Annotated in this window: 21 protein-coding genes and 1 pseudogene; 19 read left to right on the top strand and 3 right to left on the bottom strand. The window is 62.1% G+C overall.

Translation table 11 applies throughout. The annotated features are described in order from the left end of the window. Window positions 1-182: 182 nt before the first annotated feature. The 15 genes from AC5ZFO_RS42535 to AC5ZFO_RS42465 all read left to right on the top strand — a co-directional run bounded on the left by AC5ZFO_RS42535 (window position 183) and on the right by AC5ZFO_RS42465 (window position 15,639). Window positions 183-1,946, top strand: a complete 1,764-nt coding sequence (locus AC5ZFO_RS42535; RefSeq protein WP_282522084.1) for a relaxase/mobilization nuclease domain-containing protein — start codon at window positions 183-185, stop codon at window positions 1,944-1,946. 36 nt (window positions 1,947-1,982) lie between these two features. Next, on the top strand, window positions 1,983-3,971 hold the full coding sequence (locus AC5ZFO_RS42530) for a conjugal transfer protein TraG (RefSeq protein WP_282522085.1): 1,989 nt from the start codon (window positions 1,983-1,985) through the stop codon (window positions 3,969-3,971). Between the two features lie 6 nt (window positions 3,972-3,977). After that, the gene (locus AC5ZFO_RS42525) at window positions 3,978-4,403 is read left to right on the top strand and encodes a ribbon-helix-helix domain-containing protein (protein ID WP_282522086.1); all 426 of its coding nucleotides are present in this window, start codon (window positions 3,978-3,980) and stop codon (window positions 4,401-4,403) included. 132 nt (window positions 4,404-4,535) lie between these two features. Next, window positions 4,536-5,864: an MFS transporter gene (locus AC5ZFO_RS42520; RefSeq protein WP_496123691.1), complete on the top strand. Its 1,329-nt coding sequence runs from the start codon at window positions 4,536-4,538 to the stop codon at window positions 5,862-5,864. A 229-nt stretch (window positions 5,865-6,093) separates the two neighbouring features. Next, window positions 6,094-7,008, top strand: coding sequence for a P-type conjugative transfer ATPase TrbB (gene trbB, locus AC5ZFO_RS42515; RefSeq protein WP_282522125.1), 915 nt, complete (start codon window positions 6,094-6,096; stop codon window positions 7,006-7,008). Window positions 7,009-7,054: 46 nt separating this feature from the next. Further along, window positions 7,055-7,336 carry a TrbC/VirB2 family type IV secretion system protein gene (locus AC5ZFO_RS42510; RefSeq protein WP_282522088.1) on the top strand — a complete coding sequence of 94 codons (282 nt, stop codon included), beginning with the start codon at window positions 7,055-7,057 and terminating at the stop codon, window positions 7,334-7,336. After that, the gene (locus AC5ZFO_RS42505; RefSeq protein WP_496123690.1) at window positions 7,336-7,599 is read left to right on the top strand and encodes a VirB3 family type IV secretion system protein; all 264 of its coding nucleotides are present in this window, start codon (window positions 7,336-7,338) and stop codon (window positions 7,597-7,599) included. The genes AC5ZFO_RS42510 and AC5ZFO_RS42505 overlap by 1 nt, the downstream gene beginning before the upstream one ends. Before the next feature lie 10 nt (window positions 7,600-7,609). Beyond that, window positions 7,610-10,051, top strand: coding sequence for a conjugal transfer protein TrbE (trbE, locus tag AC5ZFO_RS42500; protein ID WP_496123689.1), 2,442 nt, complete (start codon window positions 7,610-7,612; stop codon window positions 10,049-10,051). Beyond that, the gene (gene trbJ / locus AC5ZFO_RS42495; RefSeq protein ID WP_496123692.1) at window positions 10,048-10,776 is read left to right on the top strand and encodes a P-type conjugative transfer protein TrbJ; all 729 of its coding nucleotides are present in this window, start codon (window positions 10,048-10,050) and stop codon (window positions 10,774-10,776) included. Before trbE ends, trbJ begins: the two co-directional genes overlap by 4 nt. Continuing rightward, window positions 10,776-11,144, top strand: coding sequence for a putative entry exclusion protein TrbK-alt (gene trbK-alt / locus AC5ZFO_RS42490; RefSeq protein ID WP_282522091.1), 369 nt, complete (start codon window positions 10,776-10,778; stop codon window positions 11,142-11,144). The genes trbJ and trbK-alt overlap by 1 nt, the downstream gene beginning before the upstream one ends. Further along, window positions 11,141-12,370 (top strand): P-type conjugative transfer protein TrbL, encoded by a 1,230-nt coding sequence (gene trbL, locus AC5ZFO_RS42485; protein WP_496123688.1) that lies wholly within the window; start codon window positions 11,141-11,143, stop codon window positions 12,368-12,370. Before trbK-alt ends, trbL begins: the two co-directional genes overlap by 4 nt. A 99-nt stretch (window positions 12,371-12,469) precedes the next feature. After that, window positions 12,470-13,153, top strand: coding sequence for a conjugal transfer protein TrbF (gene trbF, locus AC5ZFO_RS42480; RefSeq protein WP_282522093.1), 684 nt, complete (start codon window positions 12,470-12,472; stop codon window positions 13,151-13,153). Next, window positions 13,150-14,184 (top strand): P-type conjugative transfer protein TrbG, encoded by a 1,035-nt coding sequence (gene trbG, locus AC5ZFO_RS42475; RefSeq protein ID WP_282522094.1) that lies wholly within the window; start codon window positions 13,150-13,152, stop codon window positions 14,182-14,184. The genes trbF and trbG overlap by 4 nt, the downstream gene beginning before the upstream one ends. Then, on the top strand, window positions 14,181-15,392 hold the full coding sequence (locus tag AC5ZFO_RS42470) for a TraB/TrbI/VirB10 family type IV secretion system protein (protein ID WP_282522095.1): 1,212 nt from the start codon (window positions 14,181-14,183) through the stop codon (window positions 15,390-15,392). The genes trbG and AC5ZFO_RS42470 overlap by 4 nt, the downstream gene beginning before the upstream one ends. A 4-nt stretch (window positions 15,393-15,396) precedes the next feature. Beyond that, complete coding sequence (locus tag AC5ZFO_RS42465) at window positions 15,397-15,639, top strand: DUF2274 domain-containing protein (protein WP_282522096.1); 243 nt, start codon at window positions 15,397-15,399, stop codon at window positions 15,637-15,639. A gap of 179 nt (window positions 15,640-15,818) precedes the next feature. On the opposite strand, the gene AC5ZFO_RS42460 is transcribed toward AC5ZFO_RS42465, so the two are convergent. The 3 genes and pseudogenes from AC5ZFO_RS42460 to AC5ZFO_RS42450 all read right to left on the bottom strand — a co-directional run. Continuing rightward, the gene (locus AC5ZFO_RS42460; protein WP_282522097.1) at window positions 15,819-16,727 is read right to left on the bottom strand and encodes a TauD/TfdA dioxygenase family protein; all 909 of its coding nucleotides are present in this window, start codon (window positions 16,725-16,727) and stop codon (window positions 15,819-15,821) included. Between the two features lie 264 nt (window positions 16,728-16,991). Further along, complete coding sequence (locus tag AC5ZFO_RS42455) at window positions 16,992-17,174, bottom strand: HAD family hydrolase (protein ID WP_282522098.1); 183 nt, start codon at window positions 17,172-17,174, stop codon at window positions 16,992-16,994. Window positions 17,175-17,944: 770 nt separating this feature from the next. Beyond that, window positions 17,945-18,100, bottom strand: a pseudogene (locus AC5ZFO_RS42450) (FMN-binding negative transcriptional regulator); the annotation flags it as partial. Window positions 18,101-19,407: 1,307 nt separating this feature from the next. On the opposite strand from AC5ZFO_RS42450, the gene AC5ZFO_RS42445 reads away from it, so the two are divergent. From AC5ZFO_RS42445 to AC5ZFO_RS42430, 4 genes are all read left to right on the top strand, one after another. Continuing rightward, window positions 19,408-20,610, top strand: a complete 1,203-nt coding sequence (locus AC5ZFO_RS42445; RefSeq protein ID WP_282522099.1) for a cytochrome P450 — start codon at window positions 19,408-19,410, stop codon at window positions 20,608-20,610. A 95-nt stretch (window positions 20,611-20,705) separates the two neighbouring features. Continuing rightward, window positions 20,706-22,304 carry a cytochrome P450 gene (locus tag AC5ZFO_RS42440; RefSeq protein ID WP_306664428.1) on the top strand — a complete coding sequence of 533 codons (1,599 nt, stop codon included), beginning with the start codon at window positions 20,706-20,708 and terminating at the stop codon, window positions 22,302-22,304. Further along, window positions 22,291-23,136, top strand: a complete 846-nt coding sequence (locus AC5ZFO_RS42435; protein ID WP_496123687.1) for an SDR family oxidoreductase — start codon at window positions 22,291-22,293, stop codon at window positions 23,134-23,136. Before AC5ZFO_RS42440 ends, AC5ZFO_RS42435 begins: the two co-directional genes overlap by 14 nt. Further along, window positions 23,136-24,479 (top strand): cytochrome P450, encoded by a 1,344-nt coding sequence (locus AC5ZFO_RS42430; RefSeq protein WP_496123686.1) that lies wholly within the window; start codon window positions 23,136-23,138, stop codon window positions 24,477-24,479. The genes AC5ZFO_RS42435 and AC5ZFO_RS42430 overlap by 1 nt, the downstream gene beginning before the upstream one ends. The last annotated feature ends 19 nt before the right edge of the window (window positions 24,480-24,498 follow it).

Below are 24,498 nucleotides of genomic sequence, written 5' to 3'. Positions count from 1 at the left end.
AGCAACGACCGATTAAGAGGGCGAGATAAAAGGGGCTCGCCGGTCGAACCGCAAGCCATTGGCATGGCTTGGGTTCTACCGTGCCGGTCGGTCGGGACGCGTGCCGCGCCTTGCATTTTGAGCAATGTAATCAAGGACCTTTTCGGCACCGTAGGCGACTTTGCGCAACTCGAGGCCCGGCCATGACCGTAGGCGACAGCGATCTGCGTGTTCGGCCCGGGCGCATTGGCAGCACCCGCGCACCTAAACAGAAGAGTTTCATCAACCAGGTGCTGCGCGCCGCGAAGAAGGCCGGGCACACCTCTAATCAGTCTGCGATTGGTAGGCGATCCACGGCTTATGGGCGCTCGACGTTTGGCCGCGGCAGGCTTGCGTTTAGCCGCAGCCGGTTGTTCAGCCCGACGCGGCGCGTCGTGGTGAAAGCGCGCGTTGTTCGCCACAAAGGGCTAGCGTTCCGCTCAGCACCGTTGTCGGCTCATCTCTCGTATTTGAAGCGCGATGGCGTGACTCGGAGCGGCGAGCGGGCCGAAATGTTCGACGCCGGGAGCGACCGTGCCGACAGCGCGGCTTTTGCGGAGCGGTGCGAGGACGATCGGCATCATTTTCGGTTCATCGTCTCGCCCGAAGATGCCGGCGAGATGACCGACCTCAGGGCGTTCACCCGCGACCTCGCCAGGCAGATGGAAGCCGATCTTGGCACGCGGCTCGATTGGGTGGCCGTCGATCACTGGAATACGGACAACCCTCACGTCCATGTTCTCGTTCGGGGAGTCGATGAGGAGGGGGCTGATCTCGTGATTTCCCGCGACTATATCAGCCGAGGTCTGCGCTCACGCGCTGAGGAACTGGTCGCGATCGAACTGGGTCCAAAACCGGAGCATGAAATCCGCAATTCGCTAGAACGGGAAGTCACGGCGGAACGATGGACGCGGCTCGATCGGGAGATCCGACTGGCGGCAGATGAGACCGGCTCTATCGATCTTCGACCAGAGAACCCCGGCCAGTCCGATCCCGAGATCCGGCGCCTAATGGTCGGTCGCCTTCAACACCTGGAGAAGATGGGCCTTGCCGCATCCGCCGCACCGGGGGAATGGTTGGTTGGGCTCGAGGCCGAGCGGAGCTTGCGCGACCTTGGCATGCGCGGCGATATTATCAAGACCATGCACCGCGCCTTTACCGAGCGTGGGGAAGCGCGCGGCGTGGCCGACTTCGTCGTCGAGGGTGGACAGCCGACGTCCGAGATCATCGGACGGCTGGTCGACCGTGGCTTGCATGACGAACTGACTGGCGAGGCCTACGCCCTGATCGATGGAACCGATGGGCGCGCGCATCACGTGCGCTTCCGAGGGGTCGCGGCCTTCGAACAGGCGCCACCGGTCGGAGGCATTGTCGAAGTCCGACGCTTCGGTCAAGCCGGCGATCCGCGGCCGACCATGGTGCTCGCGACCCGCTCCGATCTCGATCTCGGTAGCCAGATCACGGCACGAGGCACGACCTGGCTCGACCATCGGTTGGTTGAACGGGACCCCATGCCGCTCGCCATGGGCGGGTTCGGCCGCGAGACCCGAGACGCCATGGAAGCCCGTACCGAGCATCTGATCCAGGAGGGCCTGGCGCGGCGACAGGGTCAACGCATCATCCTGCAGCGCGACCTCTTGAACACGTTGCGCCTACGTGAACTGGACGAGGTGGCCGCAAAAGTCACGGCCGACACCGGCCTGCCTCATGTGAAGCCCGCCTCCGGGGAGCATGTGGCGGGCACGTATCGTCAACGTCTGACGCTCACCTCGGGACGCTTCGCCATGATCGACAATGGGCTCGGCTTCCAACTTGTGCCCTGGTCGCGCGAACTCGAGAAGAGGCTTGGCCAACACGTCACCGGCGTCGTGAAGGACGGCGGTGGCATCGAATGGGGCCTTAGTCGCAAGCGCGACCTCGGCCTGTAGCAACCTCGTCAATTCAGTTGCGGAAGGGCGTTCGGGATGTCCGGAACCAAAATCCTCTGGGGACAGGTGATCGTCGTCGGCCTGATCGTTTTGCTGGCCATCTGGGGAGCAACCGAGTGGACGGCTTGGCGGCTCGGCTGGCAACCGGAGCTCGGGCGGCCCTGGTTCGAGTTGTCGGGCTTCAAGGTCTATTACCCGCCCGTTTTCTTCTGGTGGTGGTTCGTCTACGACGCCTATGCGCCGCAGGTCTTTGTCGAGGGTGCCTTCATCGCGGCGTCGGGGACCTTCGTTTCGATCGCGGCGGCGATCGGCATGTCAGTGTGGCGGGCGCGCGAGGCCAAGAATGTCGAGACCTATGGTTCGGCGCGCTGGGCTGATGCGGAGGAGGTTCGAGCGGCGGGATTACTCGGTCCGGACGGTGTGGTGCTCGGCAAGCTCGATCGCGACTACCTCCGCCATGACGGACCGGAGCACGTCTTGTGTTTTGCACCCACCAGATCCGGCAAGGGCGTCGGTCTTGTCGTACCCACGCTGCTGGCTTGGCCCGGCTCGGCCATCGTTCACGACATCAAGGGCGAGAACTGGCAACTGACCGCGGGCTTTCGCTCGCGGCATGGCCGCGTTCTCTTGTTCGACCCCACCAACCCGAAGTCGTCAGCCTACAATCCGCTCCTCGAAGTCCGGCGCGGGGAATGGGAGGTGCGCGACGTCCAGAACGTGGCCGACGTCCTGGTCGATCCCGAAGGCTCGCTCGACAAGCGGAACCACTGGGAGAAGACCAGTCATTCCCTCTTGGTCGGTGCCATCCTCCATGTCCTCTATGCCGAGGTCGACAAGACCTTGGCCGGCGTCGCAGCTTTCCTGTCCGATCCGAAGCGGCCGATCGAGGCGACGCTGAAGGCGATGATGACCACGCCGCACCTCAGCGAGCAGGGTGCTCATCCTGTGGTCGCCTCGACCGCGCGCGAACTCCTCAATAAATCCGAGAACGAGCGGTCCGGCGTCTTGTCCACCGCGATGTCGTTTCTCGGGCTTTACCGCGATCCCGTCGTGGCCCAGGTGACCTGTCGCTGCGACTGGCGGATCGCCGATCTGATCGCAGACCGCCGCCCTACGACGCTTTACCTGGTGGTGCCGCCGTCCGATATCTCGCGGACCAAACCATTGATCCGTCTGGTGCTGAATCAGATTGGACGGCGCCTGACCGAGGACTTGCACGCCCGCGACCGCCGGCATCGAGTCCTGATGATGCTTGACGAGTTCTCGGCACTCGGGCGGCTTGATTTCTTTGAGTCCGCGCTCGCCTTCATGGCGGGGTACGGCATCAAGAGTTTCTTGATCGCGCAGTCGCTCAATCAGATCGAGAAGGCCTACGGGCCCAACAACGCCATTCTCGACAATTGCCACGTCCGCGTCAGCTTCGCGACCAACGACGAGCGGACCGCCAAGCGCGTGTCCGACGCGCTCGGCACGGCGACGGAGATGCGGGCGATGAAGAATTATGCCGGTCACAGGTTGAACCCATGGCTGGGGCACCTGATGGTCTCGCGTCAGGAGACGGCGAGGCCGCTGCTGACCCCGGGCGAGGTCATGCAGCTTCCGCCGGCGGACGAGATCGTCATGGTGGCAGGGATGGCGCCGATCCGGGCGAAGAAGGTCCGCTACTACGAAGATCGGCGGTTCACCGAGCGGGTTCTGCCGCCGCCCGATCCGGCGAGCGCCAGCCGATCGCAGCGAACCGATGGATGGTCAGCGCTCGGACCGCTGAAGCCGACGGCAGGTCCGACTGACAAAGCTGCGGAGGCCGAGGAGGACACGGCGAACAGCGGGCTCCGTCGTGAGCCGGAACTCCCCGATCACGTCGCGATCGTCAAGGAAACGACCGAACCGACGCCGGCAGAGGAATTTGCCGCCGTTCTTGATGATGACGACGATGCGGTCCGTCAGTCCCGGCTCATACGCCAACAAATGCGCGGTGTCGCCCGTCAAGTCGCCATGGACCCGAATGACGGTATGGAGCTCTGAGGCAATATGCGTGACCGGATGAACGTCTACTTCCCGCCCGAGCTTCTGAAACAGATCTCCGAGCTTGCCGATCGGAAGAAGCTATCCCGGTCTGCGATCGTGGAAGCGGCGGTTGCTTCGTTTTTGTCGCCGGATGGAGCGGACAGGCGGGAGGCGGCGTTTACCCGTCGCCTGGATCGGCTGTCGCGTCAGATGCAGAGGCTGGAACGCGACGTTGGTTTGACGGCGGAGACCTTGGCCCTGTTCATCCGTTTCTGGCTGACGATCACGCCACCACTGCCCAACGACGCGCAGGCGACCGCGCAGGCAAAAGGCCGGGAGCGATTTGAGGGATTTGTCGAGGCGCTTGGGCGCCGTTTGCAAAAAGGGCAAAACTTTCTGCGCGAGATTCCAGAAGATATCCGCCGTCAGGAACCGGCCGAAGAAACCTGATTGAACCACGTAGCGAGACCATTGCGCCGGTCCTTCTTTTTCTACGCCAGCCTACGACCGCAGCGATTTAGCCGAACTGACAAAAGCTGGACGCGCTATCGGCTCGAGCGAGCTGAGAGCAGAGGGGCCAGCATGCAAATCTCAACAGCATGGCGTCGAATCGCGCGCGTTTTTCTTCCTTTTGTAGCTGGGTACTATCTCTCGTATCTGTTTCGAACGATCAACGCTCTGATCGCCAGCCATCTCAGCTCGGATACCGGGGTTGGGGCTGCCGATCTCGGGTTGCTTACGTCAGTCTATTTCCTTGTTTTCGCAGCGGCGCAGATTCCCATCGGTATATTGTTGGACCGCTTTGGTCCGCGTCGCGTCCAGAGTGTTCTGCTCTTGGTCGCAGCAGCGGGCGCCGGATTGTTCGCGGTATCGACCGGCTTCCTGTCACTTTTGATCGCGCGTGCAATGATCGGGCTTGGTGTAGCGGCGGCGCTCACGGCAGGACTGAAGTCCATCATCCTTTGGTTCCCCAGGGAGCGAGCCGCCCTACTCAACGGCTACATGATCGCGCTGGGGTCGCTAGGAGCGGTGACCGCTACGGCTCCCGTCGAACACGTGCTCGCTTGGATGGGCTGGCGGCAGCTCTTTGAGATCCTGGCGGCCGCTACCGGTGCGACGGCCATTCTCATCTACGTCGTAGTGCCTGAACGAGGCATTGCCCCATCAACAGCGTCCACCAACCTCAGCTCAGTTTTCAGAGACCGGCGCTTTTGGCGAATGGCCCCGTTGTCGGCGACTTGCGTTGGATCGGCCTGGTCCCTGCAGGGATTGTGGGCATCGCCGTGGCTGACGGACGTAGAGGGGCTTGATCGCGCAAGTCTCGTCAGACAGCTTTTCATGATGTCCATCGCATTGAGCGGTGGCGCCTGGCTGTTCGGCATGACCGTCCACTACGTCAAACGAAGAGGAATCGGGGCGGAGACGATATTAGCGATAGTTGCAGTTCTGTTCATCGCAGCTGAATTAGCCTTGATCCTGCGAGCGCCTCTGCCGTCCATCTTGCCATGGTCCCTTGTCGCAATTGTCGGAACGGCAACCGTGGTCAGCTTCGCGGTGATAGCGGATTACTTCCCGCCGGAGCTTGCCGGTCGTGCCAATGGAGCCTTGAACGTCTTGCACTTTGGTTGGGCATTTCTGGCACAATACGCGACAGGCCTGATCCTGGAGCAATGGTCTGCGAATGATGGCCATAGACCCGTCCAAGCCTATCAAGTCGCGTTCGGTCTCAACGTGGCGCTGCAGATCGCGGCGTTGGTCTGGTTCGCGTTGCCTTGGCGCGGATCCGTCGCTTCATGGATGAGTTCGATCCTCTTCTTCAAGCCGGCTGATGCTTCCTTCGTTGGCGAGTCAGTTGGGTTGTATGAAAATTCGGTCATCCTCTTGCCCGCGGATGACAATGCGGAGTGGTGAGCAGCGATTCGCGGCGAACGGATATAATTAAGTAGCCGTCAAATGCCAGTTCTCAGTCTTCCTTTTTCTACGCCAGCCTACGATCACCGAAAGCGCTTGTTGCGCCAAGTCCATTGGTGCCTTTTCTAATGATCCCCATCTGAGCGCGCTCTTTGAGCGTCCTCATTAGGTGGGGCGAACGGTGGCAATCCATTCCATTCAATCGGAAGCGAGTTCGCGCGGCGCGCGAATGCTGCGCAGCGCGCTTGGCTCTGCGATTGCCGGCTACCTCGAAGACGAATCGATCATCGAGGTGATGCTCAATCCGGATGGGCGGTTGTGGATCGACCGGTTGTCGAATGGCCTGATCGACACAGGCGAAACACTGTCGGCGGTGGACGGCGAGCGCATTGTTCGTCTGGTAGCGCACCACGTAGGTGCGGAGGTGCATGCCGGCGCGCCGCGGGTCTCGGCCGAATTGCCTGGGACCGGCGAGCGCTTCGAAGGTCTGTTGCCTCCGGTCGTTGCGGCACCGGCCTTTGCGATCCGCAAGCCCGCTGTCGCCGTGTTTACGCTCGACGACTACGTCGGCAGGGGGATCATGACCTCGGAGCAGGCCAAGATCCTGCAGAACGCGGTCGCCGCACGGAAGAACATTCTGGTCGCCGGCGGGACATCGACCGGCAAGACAACATTGACGAATGCGCTCCTGGCCGAGGTGGCAAAGAGTTCCGATCGGGTCGTGCTGATCGAAGATACGCGCGAACTGCAGTGCAAGGCGCCCAATCTCGTGGCTTTGCGGACCAAAGATGGCGTGGCCACGCTATCGGATCTCGTTCGTTCCTCGCTGCGACTGCGTCCTGACCGCATTCCGGTCGGCGAAGTTCGCGGTGCCGAAGCACTCGATCTGCTCAAGGCCTGGGGCACAGGCCACCCCGGCGGCATTGGGACCATTCACGCGGGCAGTGCGCTAGGTGCGTTGCGGCGGCTCGAGCAACTCATCCAGGAAGCCGTCATCACGGTTCCTCGCGCTTTGATCGCCGAGACCATCAATCTCATCGCCGTGCTCGCGGGGCGCGGCGCCGACCGTCGCCTCGCAGAACTCGCCCTCGTCACGGGACTTGGACCCGCCGGCGACTACAGTCTTTCATCAGCAGGAGACTGACATGCGTCCGCAATTTCGCTTTCGTCGAGATACCGCTTCACTAGCCATGTCCGGGATGGTTCTTTTGGCGTCGGCGCCGGCATGGGCTGCCGGCTCGAACATGCCGTGGGAACAGCCGCTCAACCAGATCTTGCAGTCGGTGGAAGGGCCGGTCGCCAAGATCATCGCCGTCATCATCATCGTCGTGACGGGGCTCACGCTCGCGTTCGGGGACTCGTCAGGTGGTTTCCGCAGGCTGATCCAAATCGTGTTCGGTCTGTCGATCGCGTTTGCCGCCTCGAGTTTCTTCCTGTCGTTCTTCTCCTTCGGCGGCGGCGTGGTGATCTGATGGATGAACCGGTCAAAGGCTTTGTCGTGCCCGTTCACCGCGCGCTCACTGAGCCAATCTTGATGGGCGGGGCGCCGCGGTCGGTTGCAATTGTCAACGGCACGCTTGCGGCAGCCCTTGGGCTCGGACTGAGGCTCTGGATCGCGGGTCTTGTCCTCTGGTTCATCGGCCACATGGCCGCCGTCTGGGCCGCCAAGCGCGATCCCGCCTTTGTCGACGTGGTGCGCCGACACTTGTGCATTCCCAGCCATCTTAACGTCTGAGCACTTGATCATGATGAATCTCGCCGAATATCGCCATTCCGACACTCGTCTTGCCGACTTCCTGCCTTGGGCAGCCTTGGTCGATGAGGGAATTATCCTGAACAAGGACGGTTCGTTCCAGCGGACGGCAAAATTCCGGGGACCTGACCTCGACAGCGCAGTGCCGGCTGAACTCGTCGCTGTCGCCGGTCGTTTGAACAATGCCATGCGTCGCCTGGGATCTGGCTGGGCCGTCTTCGTTGAGGCGCAGCGTCATTTTGCGGGGACCTACCCGCCTAGCTCCTTTCCGGATGTCGCGTCTGCGCTGGTCGACGCGGAACGCAGGGCTCAGTTCGAGGAGGCGGGTGCCCATTATGAGTCCAGCTACTTCCTGACCTTCCTCTACCTGCCTCCAGAGGAAGGGGCCGCCAGGGCAGAGCAACTGCTCTACGAGGGACGCGATCGGACCGTTGGAGCGGACGCGCGCGAGGTCCTCCGCGGGTTTATCGACCAGACCAATCGTGTGCTTCAGCTCGTTGAAGGGTTCATGCCGGAATGCACCTGGCTCGACGATCAGGACACGCTGACCTACCTGCACTCGACGATCTCGACCAAGCGTCACCGTGTTCGCGTGCCCGAAATTCCGATGTACATCGATGCGCTGTTGGCAGATCAGCCGCTGACCGGCGGGCTAGAGCCGATGTTGGGCTCAGCCAATATTCGGGTCCTGACGATTGTTGGCTTTCCGGGCGCCACGACCCCGGGGATCCTGGACGACTTGAATCGCCTGCCATTCTCTTATCGTTGGTCGACTCGCGCGATCATGCTCGACAAGACCGACGCCACCAAGCTTCTGACCAAGATTCGGCGGCAGTGGTTCGCCAAGCGAAAGTCGATTGGCGCCATTCTCAAGGAGGTCATGACGAACGAGGCGTCGACGCTGCTCGATACCGACGCACACAACAAGGCGCTTGATGCCGACGCGGCGTTGCAGGAACTAGGGTCGGATCAGATCGGGCAAGCTTTTGTTACGGCGACCATCACTGTTTGGGACCGTGATCCCAACGCTGCCGATGAAAAGCTGAGGTTGGTCGAGAAGGTCATCCAGGGTCGCGATTTCACCTGCATGATTGAGACGGTGAACGCCGTCGAAGCCTGGCTCGGCAGTCTGCCGGGGCACGTCTACGCCAATGTGCGGCAGCCTCCGATTTCGACCCTCAACCTCGCCCATATGATTCCGATGTCGGCCGTGTGGGCCGGCGAGGCGAGGGATCGGCACTTCAAGGGTCCGCCACTCCTGTTTGGCAAGACCGAGGGATCGACGCCGTTCCGATTCTCGCTTCACGTCGGCGACGTCGGCCATACCCTTGTGGTCGGACCGACGGGGGCTGGCAAGTCGGTACTCCTCGCTCTGATGGCGCTACAGTTCAGGCGTTATCCAAACTCTCAGGTCTTTGCGTTCGACTTCGGTGGTTCGATCCGGGCGGCCGCTCTCGCCATAGACGGTGATTGGCACGATCTGGGCGGGGCATTGTCTGACGGAGGTGAGCAACCCGTTGCGTTGCAGCCGCTGGCTTGGATCGACGATCCTTCCGAGCGCGGATGGGCCACGGAATGGATCTGCGCAATCCTTGCGCGGGAAAGGGTCGAGATTACCCCGGAGGTCAAGGATCATCTGTGGTCGGCGCTGACATCTCTCGCTTCGGCGCCGAGGGAGGAACGGACCCTCACGGGCCTGTCCGTGCTGCTTCAATTGAACTCCCTGAAACGCGCCTTGCAACCTTATTGCCTCGGCGGTCCGTCCGGACGCCTGCTCGATGCCGAATTCGAGCGCCTAGGCGAGGCCTCGGTCCAGGCGTTTGAGACCGAAGGCTTGATTGGAACAAGCGCGGCACCGGCTGTGCTGGCGTACCTCTTTCATCGCATCGGGGACCGTCTCGATGGGCGGCCGACACTTCTGATTGTCGATGAGGGTTGGCTTGCCCTCGACGACGAGGATTTCGCCGGCCAGCTCCGGGAATGGCTGAAGACGCTTCGGAAAAAGAACACGTCTGTCATCTTCGCGACCCAGTCACTTTCGGACATTGATGGCTCTGCGATTGCGCCGGCTATCATCGAAAGCTGCCCAACGCGCCTGTTGCTCCCGAACGAACGGGCGATCGAACCGCAGATCACTGCCATCTATCGCCGCTTTGGCCTCAATGACCGCCAGATCGAGCTTCTGAGTCGGGCAACGCCAAAGCGCGACTACTACTGCCAGTCGCGTCGCGGCAACCGGATGTTCGAACTTGGCCTTGGTGAGGTTGCGCTCGCATTTACCGCAGCCTCTTCCAAGACAGACCAGGCCACCATCACGCAACTCATCGCCGAACATGGACCCGACGGCTTCGTGCCTGCGTGGCTCCAGCATCGTGGCGTCGCCTGGGCGGCAGATCTGATCCCCAATCTCGTCAATCTGGAAAAATCGCTATGAGACCTCTTGGCCTATTGGCGACCACGGCCGCCTTCGCGCTGCTGCTTGGCGTTACGCTGCCCGCACGGGCGCTGATCGTCTTTGATCCCACCAACTACGTCCAGAATGTCCTTACGGCCGCGCGGGAGCTCCAGCAGATTAATAATCAGATCACCTCGTTGCAGAACGAGGCTCAGATGCTGATCAATCAGGCAAAGAATCTGGCAAGCCTGCCGTATTCGTCGCTGCAGCAACTGCAATCCTCGATCCAGCGCACGCAGCAATTGCTGGCGCAGGCCCAACGCATCGCATACGACGTGCAGCAGATAGATCGCGCCTTCGCGACCAGCTACGCGCCAGCGACCAGCAGCCAATCGAACCAGTTACTAATCTCCAACGCTCAGTCGCGTTGGCAGAATTCCTATGCCGCGACGCAAGATGCGCTTCGTGTCCAGGCCGGCATCGTTGGCAACCTCGACACCAATCGCATCCAGACGTCTGCCCTCGTAACCTCGAGCCAGAGTGCCAGCGGCGCCTTGCAGGCAACTCAGGCCGGCAACCAGATCCTCGCGCTTCAAGCGCAACAACTTGCCGATCTCACAGCGGCCGCGGCGGCACAGGGCAGGGCGCAGAGTCTTGAAGCCGCTCAGCGCGCCTCGGCTCAGGATCAGGGACGAGAACAGCTTCGGCGCTTCCTGACACCAGGGCAGGGCTATCAATCCTCCAATGTGCAGATGTTCCACTGATGACCGACATAAGGGCATTCAAGGCGCTGTCGCTGCTTACGACAATCGGCCTAGTGGCCGTAGCGGCCTGCACGATTCAGCTGCGTGGCCGAGACGAATCTGGGTCGGCGCCGAAGGCGGAGCAGACGACCGATGCAGCCAACGCCGACCTCGTACGTTGCCGCGGCGTCACTCCGGAGGAGACGGCAGGCTATCGCCACTGCCAGCAGATTTGGGCCGAAAACCGGCGCCGCTTCCTTGGCAGGAAAGACGGCGTCGGAGCTCCCGGCCACGATGACTCAACCAGCTCGATAACTGCCCAAAAGGATCAAAGCCGGATCCCGCAGGGATATCCGAACCCGGCGACACCCGAGGCGAACAAGCCATGACTGGTACGGCGATCATCGACCAGTTCCTGGAAACGTTCACGCGTTATATCGATAATGGCTTCGGGCTGCTGGAGAGTGATGTCGGATATCTCGCAACGACCCTTGCTGCGATCGACATCACGCTCGCCGCGTTGTTCTGGAGTTGGGGAACTGATGAGGACATCATCGCGCGCCTCGTCAAGAAGACGCTCTTCGTGGGGGTCTTCGCCTACCTCATCGGCAACTGGAACAGCCTGGCGCGCATCATCTTCGAGAGCTTTGCCGGCCTTGGGCTGAAAGCATCCGGCATAAGCCTGTCCGCATCCGACTTCCTTAGACCGGGAAAGATCGCCCAAGTCGGACTCGATGCCGGCCGACCATTACTCGATTCGATCTCGAATCTGATGGGCTACATCAGCTTCTTCGAGAACTTCGTGCAGATCGTTGTTCTCCTGTTCGCATGGGTCGTGGTGCTACTTGCCTTCTTCATTTTGGCGATCCAGCTCTTTGTCACCCTGATCGAGTTCAAGCTCACGACGCTCGCCGGCTTCGTGCTCATTCCCTTCGGACTGTTTGGCAAGACTGCCTTCGCGGCAGAGTGGGTCTTGGGTAACGTCATCTCTTCAGGGATCAAGGTCCTGGTCCTGGCCGTCATCGTCGGCATTGGCTCGACCCTGTTTTCGCGGTTCACCGCTGGCTTTGGCGGCGCTCAGCCGACCATTGAAGACGCGATGACCTTGGTCCTTGCCGCACTATCTTTGCTGGGCCTCGGTATCTTTGGTCCCGGAATCGCGAACGGCCTGGTGTCGGGCGGACCCCAACTCGGCGCCGGGGCCGCGATTGGAACTGGCCTTGCTGCCGGCGGCATTGTAGCGGCGGGCGCGGGTCTTGCCGCCGGAGGCGTTGGTCTAGCTGGCGGCGCGATTGCTGGCGCCGCGCGCGGTGGCGGCGCTGTCATAAGCGGAGCATCAGCCGCCTACCGCAGCGGCGGCCTTGCCGGCGCCGCGGAGGCCGGCGCTTCCGCTGCCATGAGCCCGTTGCGTCGTGCAGCGGCTGCGCTCGGCGGAGGTGGGCAGGCCGGCGCGCAGGCCGCCAGCACTTCGGCCGAAGGGCAGCCCGATTGGGCGCGGCGCATAAAGCGAGCCGAGACTATTCGACACGGTGCGTCGGCAGCCGGGCACGCGATCCGCTCAGGCGATCACGGTGGCAGCGGCTCTTCCGTCGATTTGTCTGAAGGAGAGCGCTGACACGCCGCCATTGCACCTTCGCTATCCGCTGCGCGGGCGTCTCAAACGCGGACACCGCTCGACTCGAAACCGATCACTTGATCTCAGGGGCAACTATCGATGTTCAAACGACCTTCCGTTCATTACGGGCGCATGCCCGAACCGGTTACGCCGTATCAGAAAGCAGCGCAGGTTTGGGACGAACGCATTGGATCCGCCCGCTTACAAGCCAAGAATTGGCGCTTGATGGCGTTCGGCTGCCTGATGCTATCGGCCGTTCTCGCAGGTAGCCATGTCTGGCAATCGAGCCAAGGCTCGATCACGCCGTGGGTGGTTGAAGTCGATCATCTCGGCCAAGCCCAAAGGGTTGCGCCGGCCAACATCGACTATCAACCGACTGACGCTCAGATCGCCTACCATCTGGCGCGCTTCATCGACGATGTCAGAGGTCTACCGGCCGACGGTATCGTTCTGCGCCGAAACTGGCTCAGGGCCTATGATTTCACGACCGATCGTGGCGCCGCTGCGCTCAACGACTACGCGCGCAACAACGACCCCTTTGCCAAGCTGAGTAAGGTGCAAATTTCCGTCGACGTATCGAGCGTCATTCGCGCGTCGTCGGAAAGCTTTCGGGTCGCGTGGACCCAGCGCACCTACGACAACGGCTCGCTGAGCTCGACTGAACGTTGGACTGCAATCCTCACGATCGTGATCGAGACGCCGCGCGATGCCGAACGCCTGCGCAAGAATCCCCTTGGCGTCTATGTCCGCGCCATCAACTGGTCAAAGGAGTTGAGTCAGTGACTAAGACGCCGTCTGACGTTCATTCGAAATGTTCCCTTCAGCAAAGCAGGCTCAATTCGGCTTGGCTCGAGTTCGTGAGCTCGAAGCGTGCATTTCTGTCCGCTCTTCTGCTTTGCTCGTCTGTGCTCGGTGGGTGTGCGACCTACATTCCGCCGGAGATCAGCTATGACGCGGATGTCCCTCCGCTGCGGGCGGTTCCGGCGGCTCTGGACGACAGATCGCGACCACTTCACGTTCCGCCACTCTGGAAGCCGGCCCTTGGCGGGAAATCGGGCGCGAAAGAGGACGCTGAACCCGTGAGCCGGGTTGAGACCGCAAACAGCGCAGCCCGGGTCGAACCGCGCAAGCGGGGGTATTTCAACGCAGCGCAAATCTACGCTTACAGCCCCGGAGCGCTCTTTCAGATCTACGCTGCGCCTGGGCAGATCACGGATATCGCGCTCGAGGAGGGAGAGCAGTTGACGGGATCAGGGCCCATCGCGGCCGGCGACACCGTCCGCTGGGTCGTAGGGGATACCGAGAGCGGGAGTGGCGATACGCGACGGGTCCACATCCTGGTCAAGCCAACCCGCGCATCGATCGAGACCAATCTTATCGTCAATACTGACCGGCGCACCTACCTGATTGAGCTCCGCTCCCGCGAGCGGCCATACATGCCGTCTGTTGCCTGGTACTATCCTGAAACGGTACGCGAACGGTCCCGTTCAGCCGCTCTGAAACCCGCTCTTCCGGACCCGGCGCAGCGCATCTCCCGCTATGCCATTGAAGGGGACAGTCCTCCCTGGCGGCCGCTCGCCGCATATGACGATGGCCGCAAAGTCTATGTCGAATTCTCGCAAGGCATCGTGCAGGGCGAGATGCCTCCACTTTTCGTCATCGGCCCGGACGGCAAGACCGAACTCGTCAACTACCGCGCATACGGCAACGTGCTGATCGTTGATCGGCTGTTTGCTGCCGCTGAGCTCCGGCTCGGCGGTGAGCACCAGCAGAAGGTCAGGATCGTCAGGACGGACGGGAGGCCGTCGTCATGAACACCCGGAATGAAAACGATCACGAGCAAGCAGTGCCGCCGGAGACACAAGCGGAGCAGTCCGAAAGCTTCCGCTTGAGAGCGGAGCATCCGCGCGTGACCAGGTTGTCGCGGAAGGTCCTGGCCGGCGGGAGCGCGGTTGCATTGCTTGTCATCGGCGGAGCGGTACTGTGGTCGCTGCAGAGCAATCGTCCCCGCAATCAGGCGGCCGATGAGCTTTACAGCACCGACCGTCACAACGTTGCCGACGGCATTATGACGCTGCCGAAGGACTATGCCGGCGTTCCGCGCCAGCCAATCCCGCAGCTTGGTCCGCCGCTCCCCGGGGACCTCGGTCGACCGATCCTTGCCGCTCAAGGCCAGTCGCCGGCGATCGGGGCTGATCCTGACCAGCAGCGCCGGGATCAAGAGGCCGAGGCAGCCCGCATCAGTCATCCATTCGCTTCGACCAATGGACGTGAAGTACGTCCGCCCACCGCTGCGATTATTGGAAGTGACCGCGTCGTGCCATCGAATGCAACGGGGACCGGCGATGACGCATCTGCACAGAGCGGTCAGGACCGAAAGCTTGCCTTCGTGAACGCCTCTGTAGACCGTCGCACGGTCAGCCCTGACCGCATCACCAGGCCGGCCTCACGATATATCGTGCAGGCCGGGACGGTCATTCCGGGAGCCCTAATCACGGGAATCCGATCAGACCTTCCAGGCCTAGTCACGGCACAGGTAACCGAGAACATATTTGATACACCGACCGGCCGCTTTCTGCTTGTGCCCCAGGGAGCGCGTCTGATCGGCATGTACGATAGTCAGGTCACTTTCGGTCAATCCCGCGTCCTTCTCGCCTGGACGCGGCTGATCATGCCGAATGGACGTTCTATCGTTCTCGAGCGGCAGCCTGGCGCTGACAGCGCTGGCTACGCAGGCCTCGAAGACGAGGTCGACAATCACTGGGGTGAGCTGTTCAAGGCTGCGGCACTATCGACGTTTCTGGCGGTCGGGACCGAACTAGGGGCAGGTTCGGACACAAATAGCAACAACAGCGCCATCATCCAGGCATTGCGACACGGCGCCTCCGACTCACTAAATCAAACCGGACAGCAGGTGGTTCGACGCAGTCTCAACATCCAGCCTACTTTGACCGTACGACCGGGCTTCCCGGTTCGTGTTCTTGTCAATCGTGACCTCATACTTACGCCGTATGGAGGCTGACAACATGCCAAGACTCAAAATAGGAGAGCTTCCAGACGACAAGCCCGTCAAAGTGAGTACGGAGCTGCCTGCGGCCGTGCATCGTGATCTCATTGCATATGCAGAAGCGCTTAAGCGTCAGGGTGGTCAAGTGGTCGATCCGACTAAACTCATCGCCCCCATGTTGGCGCGCTTTATGGCCACGGATCGAGGATTTTCTAAACTGAAACGTGAAGGACACGTTCCGGCCGCTGAGGAAGGACAGTGACGCTCAAGGGTTTCCGAAGCTGTTGGTCGACGCCAAATAGTTGCGTAGATCAAACCTAGGCGCTGCCGAGTTGAGCTGAGATATCGTGCCGGAAAGTGTGTTCCCGCGTCTGCCGAAACAACTCCGCTTACCAGGTTTTCTCATTTTCAGACGCGAGAGCGCTGGGCATCGACGTGCAATTATTTAGTCACCTTCAGCCGCGTTACACTGCTTCGGCCATCGACGCTGACAGGCACGTCACCCTCGATCGTGGCCCGACGTACGACGCGATGCTGGTCCCCGTAATCGTTGACCGCGTAATGCTGCGTTGCGCGGTTATCCCATATCGCAATATCGCCCTCTAACCAGTTCCAGCGCACAGTGTTTTCGGGCGCGGTGATGTGAGACTGGAGCAGATCGAACAGCTTTTGTCCGTCGTATTTGGGGATCCCAACAAAATGCTTCACCAAGGCGCCGAGCACTAGCGTCCGCTCGCCTGTTTCGGGATGGACGCGTACGACGGGATGCTCGGTCTCAAAAACCGTTCTGGTGAACACCTCGTCAAAGTGTTTCTTGTCGACCTCGCGGACACGCGCGATCCCGGCGTAATCGAAGACGTTGCTGTGAACGGCCCATAGGCCCTCGGCGAGCCGTTGTAGTGGCGGCGGCAAACCAAGATAAGCGGCAGCTGTGTTCGACCACAGGGTGTCGCCTCCGAACGTTGGCATTACAACGGCCCGCAGGACCAAAATCTTGGGATAGGCGTCGGCGAAGGTTCCATCCGCGTGCCAAACGTCGGCGCGACCGCCGCCGCGACTGGAGTCCAGTTCGAGCAGCGACGCCATCCCCTTGGTAGCACCGAGCATCGGATGTGGCACTAGCTTTCCGAGACGAGCGGCAAAGCGCTCCTGCTCCGCGTCATTGAGATGTCCTTGATTGCGGAAGAAGATCACCTTGTGCTCGAGCAATAAGCTGTTGATCGCGGCGATCGCGTGATCCGGTAGATCGCCTGATAGCTTGATATTTTTGACTTCGGCGCCGATGCGCGCTGCATGTTTCGCAACATCGGTGCTCGGAATGACGCCGCCGATCAAAGCGTTTGTGCTCATCTTGCTTTTCCAAGCCCTTGCAGTTCTTCCTCGCCCATTGGAGCAAATGATCTTCAGCAAGCATCGTGCCAAGCGAAAGACAAACATGTACTCGACAATGGGCAGTGAACGAATCGTGGCATTTGGCGCGAGTCCTCGAACTGAGCCAGTGGTTGGGCCGAGTGACGAAAGAACTCGATCGCCGACCTCACCCCTTCGAATGTCGAATCGCGAAGCGGACAGCAGGAGCGCGCCAACGGCAGATCTTCAGTTATGCTTCTGTAATCACTCAACTACGCTGAAAAAGCAATGTTTCTGCAGAATTGGCAATAGTTCATGATGGTCATGAATCATGTAGTCGAGCTCTGCCGCCCGCAAGCGCGCTTCGGAAACAAATTCTTCCACGATTGATACGTTGATGAGACCGAGATTGCGGGCAATTTCCGTCTCAACTGGCATATCGCCCACGATGACGGTTCTTCTGGGGATAAATCATTGGCCTGCATATAGAAGCGCAGCCGCTCTTCCTTGCTCATGCTCCTAAACTGAGTTGCGCGGCTCGCAAATGCGAAAATGTCGCTGACGTAAGTCTCAATTCCAAGTCTTTGCACACTCAACAAATGTGATTGCTGACAATGACGGTTTGGACGGCTCTCTGATCAGCGGCGAGCGAAGACATTTCGTGCCCCTTTTACGTAAGGCGGCGTAGCGCGCCAAGAATTCGTAGGTGTCGTGCAAAATGGCGCCCTCCTTGCCATGCATGAGCTCGATTCATTTGTCGACATACCCAGATTGCGGAAAAGAATGGAGGGGAGCTCAAACTCCTCTCGAAACCCATCCATATCGATGATCGCGCGGCTGAAGCCGCTCAAAATAGCTTTGACGGTTTGCAACACCGCATTGGCGTCATCGAGTAGTGTGCCACAATGGCGGATCTCATGCGTGAACCTGGGGCACGTCATCTTGCGGTAATCGATTTGTTTAAGCAATGGCCATCCCAGGCGGCGCCGGGAAAGTCACAAAGCCGAATGGGCTTTCGAAAGTCTCAACGCTTACTATGTGCGTTTGTTCTGGACCTGACACGAGATTGTGCCTCTGTCAGTATACGGACAAGTGTCTACACAGTGCGGCAAGCCCGACTGTTTCGTTCGTGAATTTCGCGAGGTAATTGATGGCCCGACCGCTGGAGTCTGTGAGAGCTGTAGATGCAAGATCGCTCTCCGTCGAGCGGCGCTGTTACCGTGTTCGCCTTCGCTCTCATCGAGGAAGAGCGGAAGAGGCGTCGCAAGTGGCCCATCTGATGTCGCTGTGATCAGGTTGGCCAATCGGGCGCAGCGGATTGTTGCTCGAATGTTCTCGATGTCGTCGTCTCGAAAGTGGAGTGGTATGTACATGGAGGCTCTCCGCTGGCGGTCGTCGAGATAAACCCAAGTCAATAGGCTAGAAAACTGCCAGTCTTAGTCGTTCCCGTAGAGGTTCTCCGCTTCCTCTTTTGACGTGACGATTTCGAAGTTATCTGGGACCCGGCGATTTCACTCAGCCGCTTCAATCCGTCGAGCTGCTGGTTGGGGTGGTGTTTCCGTAGCTATTCTCCTGCGGGCTGAGCCAGGCATTCATGGACCTTTAGAGATCTCACCCCGGCGGCGCCTGTATGAGGCGGTCCGGCAGCTCTCCTTCGACGGGCACTCACCGAGTCGCGTTTGGCGAACTACTCCTTGATCTCGGCAAGATCGCCGCCGACCTCAAAACCGTCTTCATCGTTTCGATGAACGCCGCCGATGAGTGCAAGTCGGAGGTGATCGTAACGAACCCATGTAATACACCAAAATCCTCGTCTACATGGTGGCCGCCCTCGCCCGTGGGCAATCGCCGAGGAGATTGTCGACGATTTTCCCTCGCTGACGCGAGGCCGCGGTCGAACACGCCAAGGCGTATCCCAAGCGAGAGTGCCTATCCCCCTGAGTCTGAATCGGGCGCTGGCGAGCTAGCGGACCTTGGGTTCGATGACGAAGCCGAGACGGGCGAGGTTGCGCCGCGCCGGATTCCGTGACTGCGTATTTAATCGACGAGAACGTCCTTCGCGAATGGCGCACGTGGCAACGTGAACGTGCGCAAGTGGCTTGCAACCCGCTCCTGGATCAAAGCGCGCTCATACTGCGCGAGCGCGCCGCCTCTGGAGCAGGAATTCGCCCGGGCGCGTCGTGGTGTCCAGGTTCTCGGTCAGGGAGCGGAACGCCACTCGATTGTCCGAGCGAGCTCGCGATCGCGAGCAGGTGCGACAGCGAGTGCCCGCGCCAAGCCGGTGCGGTCATCCTTCGCCCTAGGCGTGATTCTCGAACAGGGACGCGGATCAGCGCCGGCGGCGAGCAGCGCATCGCGCTGCAAGTCCGTGTTCTGACGGTCGGAGTCCGGTCGACACGCGCATGTAGCCAACCAACATAGGCGGATACCCATCGGAAATAGGTTTCCGTTTGGTAGCGCGTGGCGACAGAGTTTTCCGCTTATTTTTTGCACCACCAGGCGTTTAGCTCAGAGGGCTACTACAAGATTTGGTAGATGGCTAAAGCCAACTTGAGGCCCTAGGAGTCGGCCGCCATCATCATCGACGAACAGAAGTGAACGCAAGCGCACGTGAAGCCGCTGCCCGCAGCGCCTGCGGGCACCTTCCGCCCTTTCATCGCTTAGAGAGTGAAGTGCCACCGTGTCCGAACAACCCCTGCCGACGCTGCCGATGTGGCGCGTCGATCACATTGAGCCCTCGCCCGAGATGTTGGCGATACGCGCCAACGGTCCGATCCACCGCGTGCGTTTCCCGTCAGGGCACGAAGGCTGGTGGGTGACAGGCTACGACGAGGCCAAGGCGGCGCTGTCCGACGCGGCGTTTCGGCCGGCGGGAATGCCGCCGACGGCATTCACCCCGGATTCGGTAATTCTCGGTTCGCCGGGGTGGCTGGTCTCGCACGAGGGGGGCGAGCATGTCCGGTTACGCACGCTCGTGGCGCCGGCCTTCAGCAGCCGCAGGGTGAAGCTGCTGGCGCCGCATGTCGAGGCGATCGCTGCGCAGTTGTTCGAGAACCTGGCGGCCCAGCGCCAGCCCGCCGACTTGCGGCGCCACCTCTCCTTTCCGCTTCCGGCCATGGTCATCAGCGCGCTGATGGGCGTGCTCTACGAGGATCACGCCTTTTTCGCCGGGCTGTCCGACGAGGTGATGACGCACCAGCATGAAAGCGGCCCGCGCAGCGCGTCGCGCTTGGCCTGGGAAGAACTGCGCGCCTACATTCGCGGCAAGATGCACGACAAGCGCCAGGATCCTGGCGACAACCTGCTGACGGATCTGCTCGCGGCGGTCGACCAGGGCAATGCGACCGAGGAAGAAGCGATCGGCCTGGCGGCGGGCATGCTGGTGGCGGGGCACGAGAGCACCGTCGCGCAAATCGAATGCGGGCTGCTGGCCATGTTCCGCCATCCGCAACAGCGCGAACGCCTGGTCGGCGATCCATCCCTGGTGGACAAGGCGGTGGAGGAAATCCTGCGCATGTACCCGCCGGGCGCGGGCTGGGACGGCATCATGCGCTATCCGAGGACCGACGTGACCATCGCGGGCGTGCATATTCCCGCGGAGAGCAAGGTGCTCGTCGGCCTGCCGGCAACGTCGTTCGATCCGCGCCATTTCGACGACCCGGAAATCTTCGACATCGGACGCCAGGAAAAGCCGCACCTGGCGTTCTCCTACGGGCCGCACTCCTGCATCGGCGGGCCGCTGGCCAGGCTGGAACTCAAGGTGGTGTTCGGTTCGATCTTCCAGCGCTTTCCCGCGCTGCGCCTGGCCGTGGCGCCCGAAGAACTGAAGTTGCGCAAGGAGATCATCACTGGCGGGTTCGAGGAGTTCCCCGTGCTCTGGTGATGTGCGGACGCCGCTGGGGGATCGCGATCGTCTCCACGATTTGCCGGCGCGCCTGCCGCGCACCGGTCAGATCAGTCAGCCAACAGGTAACCAAGATGGACGTGCAAGAAACAACGGCAGCATGCCGGGACGCCTTCGCCGAACTGGCGTCGCCGGCCTGCATCCACGACCCGAATCCGTTCATGCGGTGGTTGCGCGAGCACGATCCGGTGCATCGCGCGGCATCAGGCCTCTTTCTGTTGAGCCGCCATGCCGACATCTACTGGGCGCTCAAGGCCACGGGCGATGCGTTTCGGGGACCGGCACCGGGCGAACTGGCGCGCTATTTTCCGCATGCGGCGACCAGCCTGTCGCTCGATCTGCTGGCCTCCACGCTAGCGATGAAGGACCCACCAACGCATACGCGTCTGCGTCGGCTGATCTCGCGCGAGTTCACCATGCGCCAGATCGACAACCTGCGGCCGAGCATCGTGCGCATCGTCGCGGCACGCCTGGACGGCATGGCGCCCGCGCTGGAGCGCGGGGAGGCCGTGGACCTGCATCGGGAGTTCGCGCTGGCGTTGCCCATGCTGGTCTTCGCCGAACTGTTTGGCATGCCCCAGGACGACATGTTCGGGCTCGCCGCCGGCATCGGCGCCATTCTGGAAGGCCTGAGCCCGCACGCCAGCGATCCCCGGCTCGCCGCGGCGGACGCGGCCAGTGCCAGAGTGAAGGCCTACTTCGGCGGTCTCATACAGCGCAAGCGCACCGATCCCCGCCACGACATCGTGTCGATGCTAGTCGGCGCACACGACGATGATGCCGACACGCTCTCGGATGCTGAGTTGATCAGCATGTTGTGGGGCATGCTGCTGGGTGGCTTCGCCACCACTGCTGCGACCATCGACCATGCGGTCCTGGCGATGCTGGCGTATCCCGAACAGCGGCAATGGCTGCAGGGAGACGCCATGGGGGTGAAGGCATTCGTCGAAGAAGTCCTGCGCTGCGACGCGCCCGCCATGTTCAGCTCCATTCCGCGCATCGCCCAGCGCGACATCGAATTGGGCGGCGTGGTGATCCCGAAGAACGCGGACGTGCGCGTGCTGATCGCGTCCGGCAATCGCGACCCTGACGCCTTCGCCGATCCCGACCGCTTCGATCCCGCGCGGTTCTACGGCACCAGTCCTGGCATGTCGACCGACGGAAAGATCATGCTGAGCTTCGGCCACGGCATCCACTTCTGCCTCGGTGCGCAACTGGCCCGGGTGCAGTTGGCCGAGAGTTTGCCGCGGATTCAGGCGCGCTTCCCCACGCTGGCATTGGCCGAGCAGCCGACCCGGGAGCCCTCCGCGTTCCTTAGGACGTTTCGCGCGCTGCCGGTCCGGCTGCGTGCGCAGGGGGCTGAGATGCGCGTCGTGGTCGACCAGGATCTGTGCGGAACCAGCGGACAGTGCGTGCTGACGCTACCGGGCACTTTTCGCCAGCGCGAACCGGACGGCGTGGCCGAAGTGTGCGGGGCGACACTGCCGCAGGCGCTGCACGCCGCCGTGCGGCTCGCAGCCAGCCAGTGCCCGGTCGCCGCCATTCGGGTCATCGGAAGGGAAGCTGGCGATGACGAGCGCGCCAGCGCCGACAGTGGGCCTTCTCCGGCGGAGGCGGAGCGGCATGCCGCGAGAGACAAACGCAATCCTGGAGGACACCATGGGACGGTTTGAGGGCAAGGTGGCCGTGGTGACCGGCGCCGGGGCCGGTATCGGCAAGGCATGCGCCCTCGCCATCGCGCGCGAGGGCGGCAGAGTGGTGGTCGCCGACATCGATGGCTCGGCGGCCATGGCCTGCACCGCGCAAATCGCGGCCGAGGCGGGCCACGCGCTGGCCCTGGCCATCGACATCGCCGAGGCGCAGGCGGTGGCAGCGCTGTTCGAGATGGCGGAGCGGCACTTCAGTGCGGTCGACCTGCTGGTGAACAACGCGGGCGCCATGCATCTGACTCCGCGCGACCGCGCGATCCTCGACCTGGACCTGGCGGTCTGGGATCAGACCATGGCAACCAATCTGCGCGGCACGTTGCTCTGCTGCCGGCAGGCCATCCCACGGATGATCGCCCGCGGCGGTGGCGCGATCGTCAACATGTCGTCGTGCCAGGGGCTCAGCGGTGACACCGCGCTGACGTCCTACGCCACGTCGAAGGCGGCGATGAACATGCTATCGGCCTCGCTCGCCACCCAGTACGGTCATGCGCAGATCCGCTGCAACGCGGTTGCGCCGGGTCTCATCATGACCGAGCGTCTCCTCGCCAAGCTGGACGAGTGCATGCAACGGCATCTGCGCCGGCACCAGCTCCTGCCGCGCGTCGGCCGCCCCGAGGACGTGGCCGCGCTGGTGGTGTTCCTGCTCTCCGACGATGCAGCGTTCATCACTGGCCAGGTCGTGTGCATCGACGGCGGCATGCTGGCGCATGTGCCGACGTACGCCGACGGTGGCAACAGCCGCGCCGCGCGGCCTTCCGGCGAGACCGCCGAAGCGGCCGCGTCGGCGCGCTGCTGATGGGCATGCTGCTCAACCCGCTGAACCGTCGGCATCGGCTGCGGCACGACATCCCGGTCGTGCCCGGCGCTTTCCCCTTGGTCGGGCATCTTCCCGCCGTCGTCTGCGACCTGCCGCGCCTGCTGCGGCACGCGGAACGGACGCTGGGCAGCCACTTCTGGCTGGATTTCGGCCCTGCCGGACACCTGATGACCTGCATGAATCCGGATGCGTTCGCACTACTCCGACACAAGGACGTGTCCTCGGCGCTGATCCAAGAGATCTCGCCCGAATTGTTTGGCGGAACGTTGGTCGCCCAGGATGGCGGCGCGCACCGGCAGGCGCGCGATGCGATCCAGGCTGCGTTCCTGCCCATGGGGCTGACCCAGGCCGGACTCGGCGAGCTGTTCGCGCCCGTCATCCGGGCGCGGGTGCAGAGGTGGCGCGACCGCGGCGACGTAACCATCCTGCGCGAAACCGGCGATCTGATGCTCAAGCTCATCTTCAGCCTCATGGGAATCCCCGCACAGGACCTGCCGGAATGGCGTCGCAAGTACCGGCAACTGCTGCAGTTGATCGTCGCGCCCCCGGTCGACCTGCCCGGACTGCCCTTGCGGCGCGGCCGCGCCGCCCGCGACTGGATCGACGCGCAGTTGCGCCAGTTCGTCCGCGACGCGCGCGAACATGCCGCGCGCACCGGGTTGATCAACGACATGGTGAGCGCCTTCGATCGCAGCGACGATGCGCTCACCGATGAGGTCCTGGTCGCCAATATCCGCTTGCTGCTGCTTGGTGGTCACGACACCACCGCCTCGACGATGGCCTGGATGGTGATCGAGCTGGCGCGGCAGCCTGGGCTATGGGACGCCCTTGTCGAGGAGGCGCAACGCGTGGGCGCGGTGCCGACCCGGCACGCGGACCTGGCGCAGTGTCCGGTCGCCGAGGCGCTGTTCCGCGAGACGCTGCGCGTGCATCCGGCGACGCCGCTCCTGGTGCGTCGCGCACTGCGTGAATTGCGACTCGGCCAACGGCGCATTCCCGCGGGCACCGATCTGTGCATCCCGCTGCTGCATTTCTCCACCTCGGCGCTGCTGCACGACGCGCCTGATCAGTTTCGCCTGGCGCGGTGGTTGCAACGCACCGAGCCGATCCGGCCGATGGACATGCTGCAGTTCGGTACCGGCCCACACGTCTGCATCGGCTACCACCTGGCATGGTTGGAACTGGTGCAGTTCTGCATCGCCTTGGCGCTGACCATGCACGAGGCTGGGGCGCGGCCGCGGTTGCTGAGCGGCGTCGAAAGAGGCCAGCGCTATTACCCGACCGCACATCCGTCCATGACTATCCGCATCGGATTCTCATGAGCTGGCATCGCATGCCCGT

The organism is Bradyrhizobium sp. Unk1 (assembly GCF_059512345.1).
This window is presented reverse-complemented; position numbering and strand designations above follow the sequence as displayed.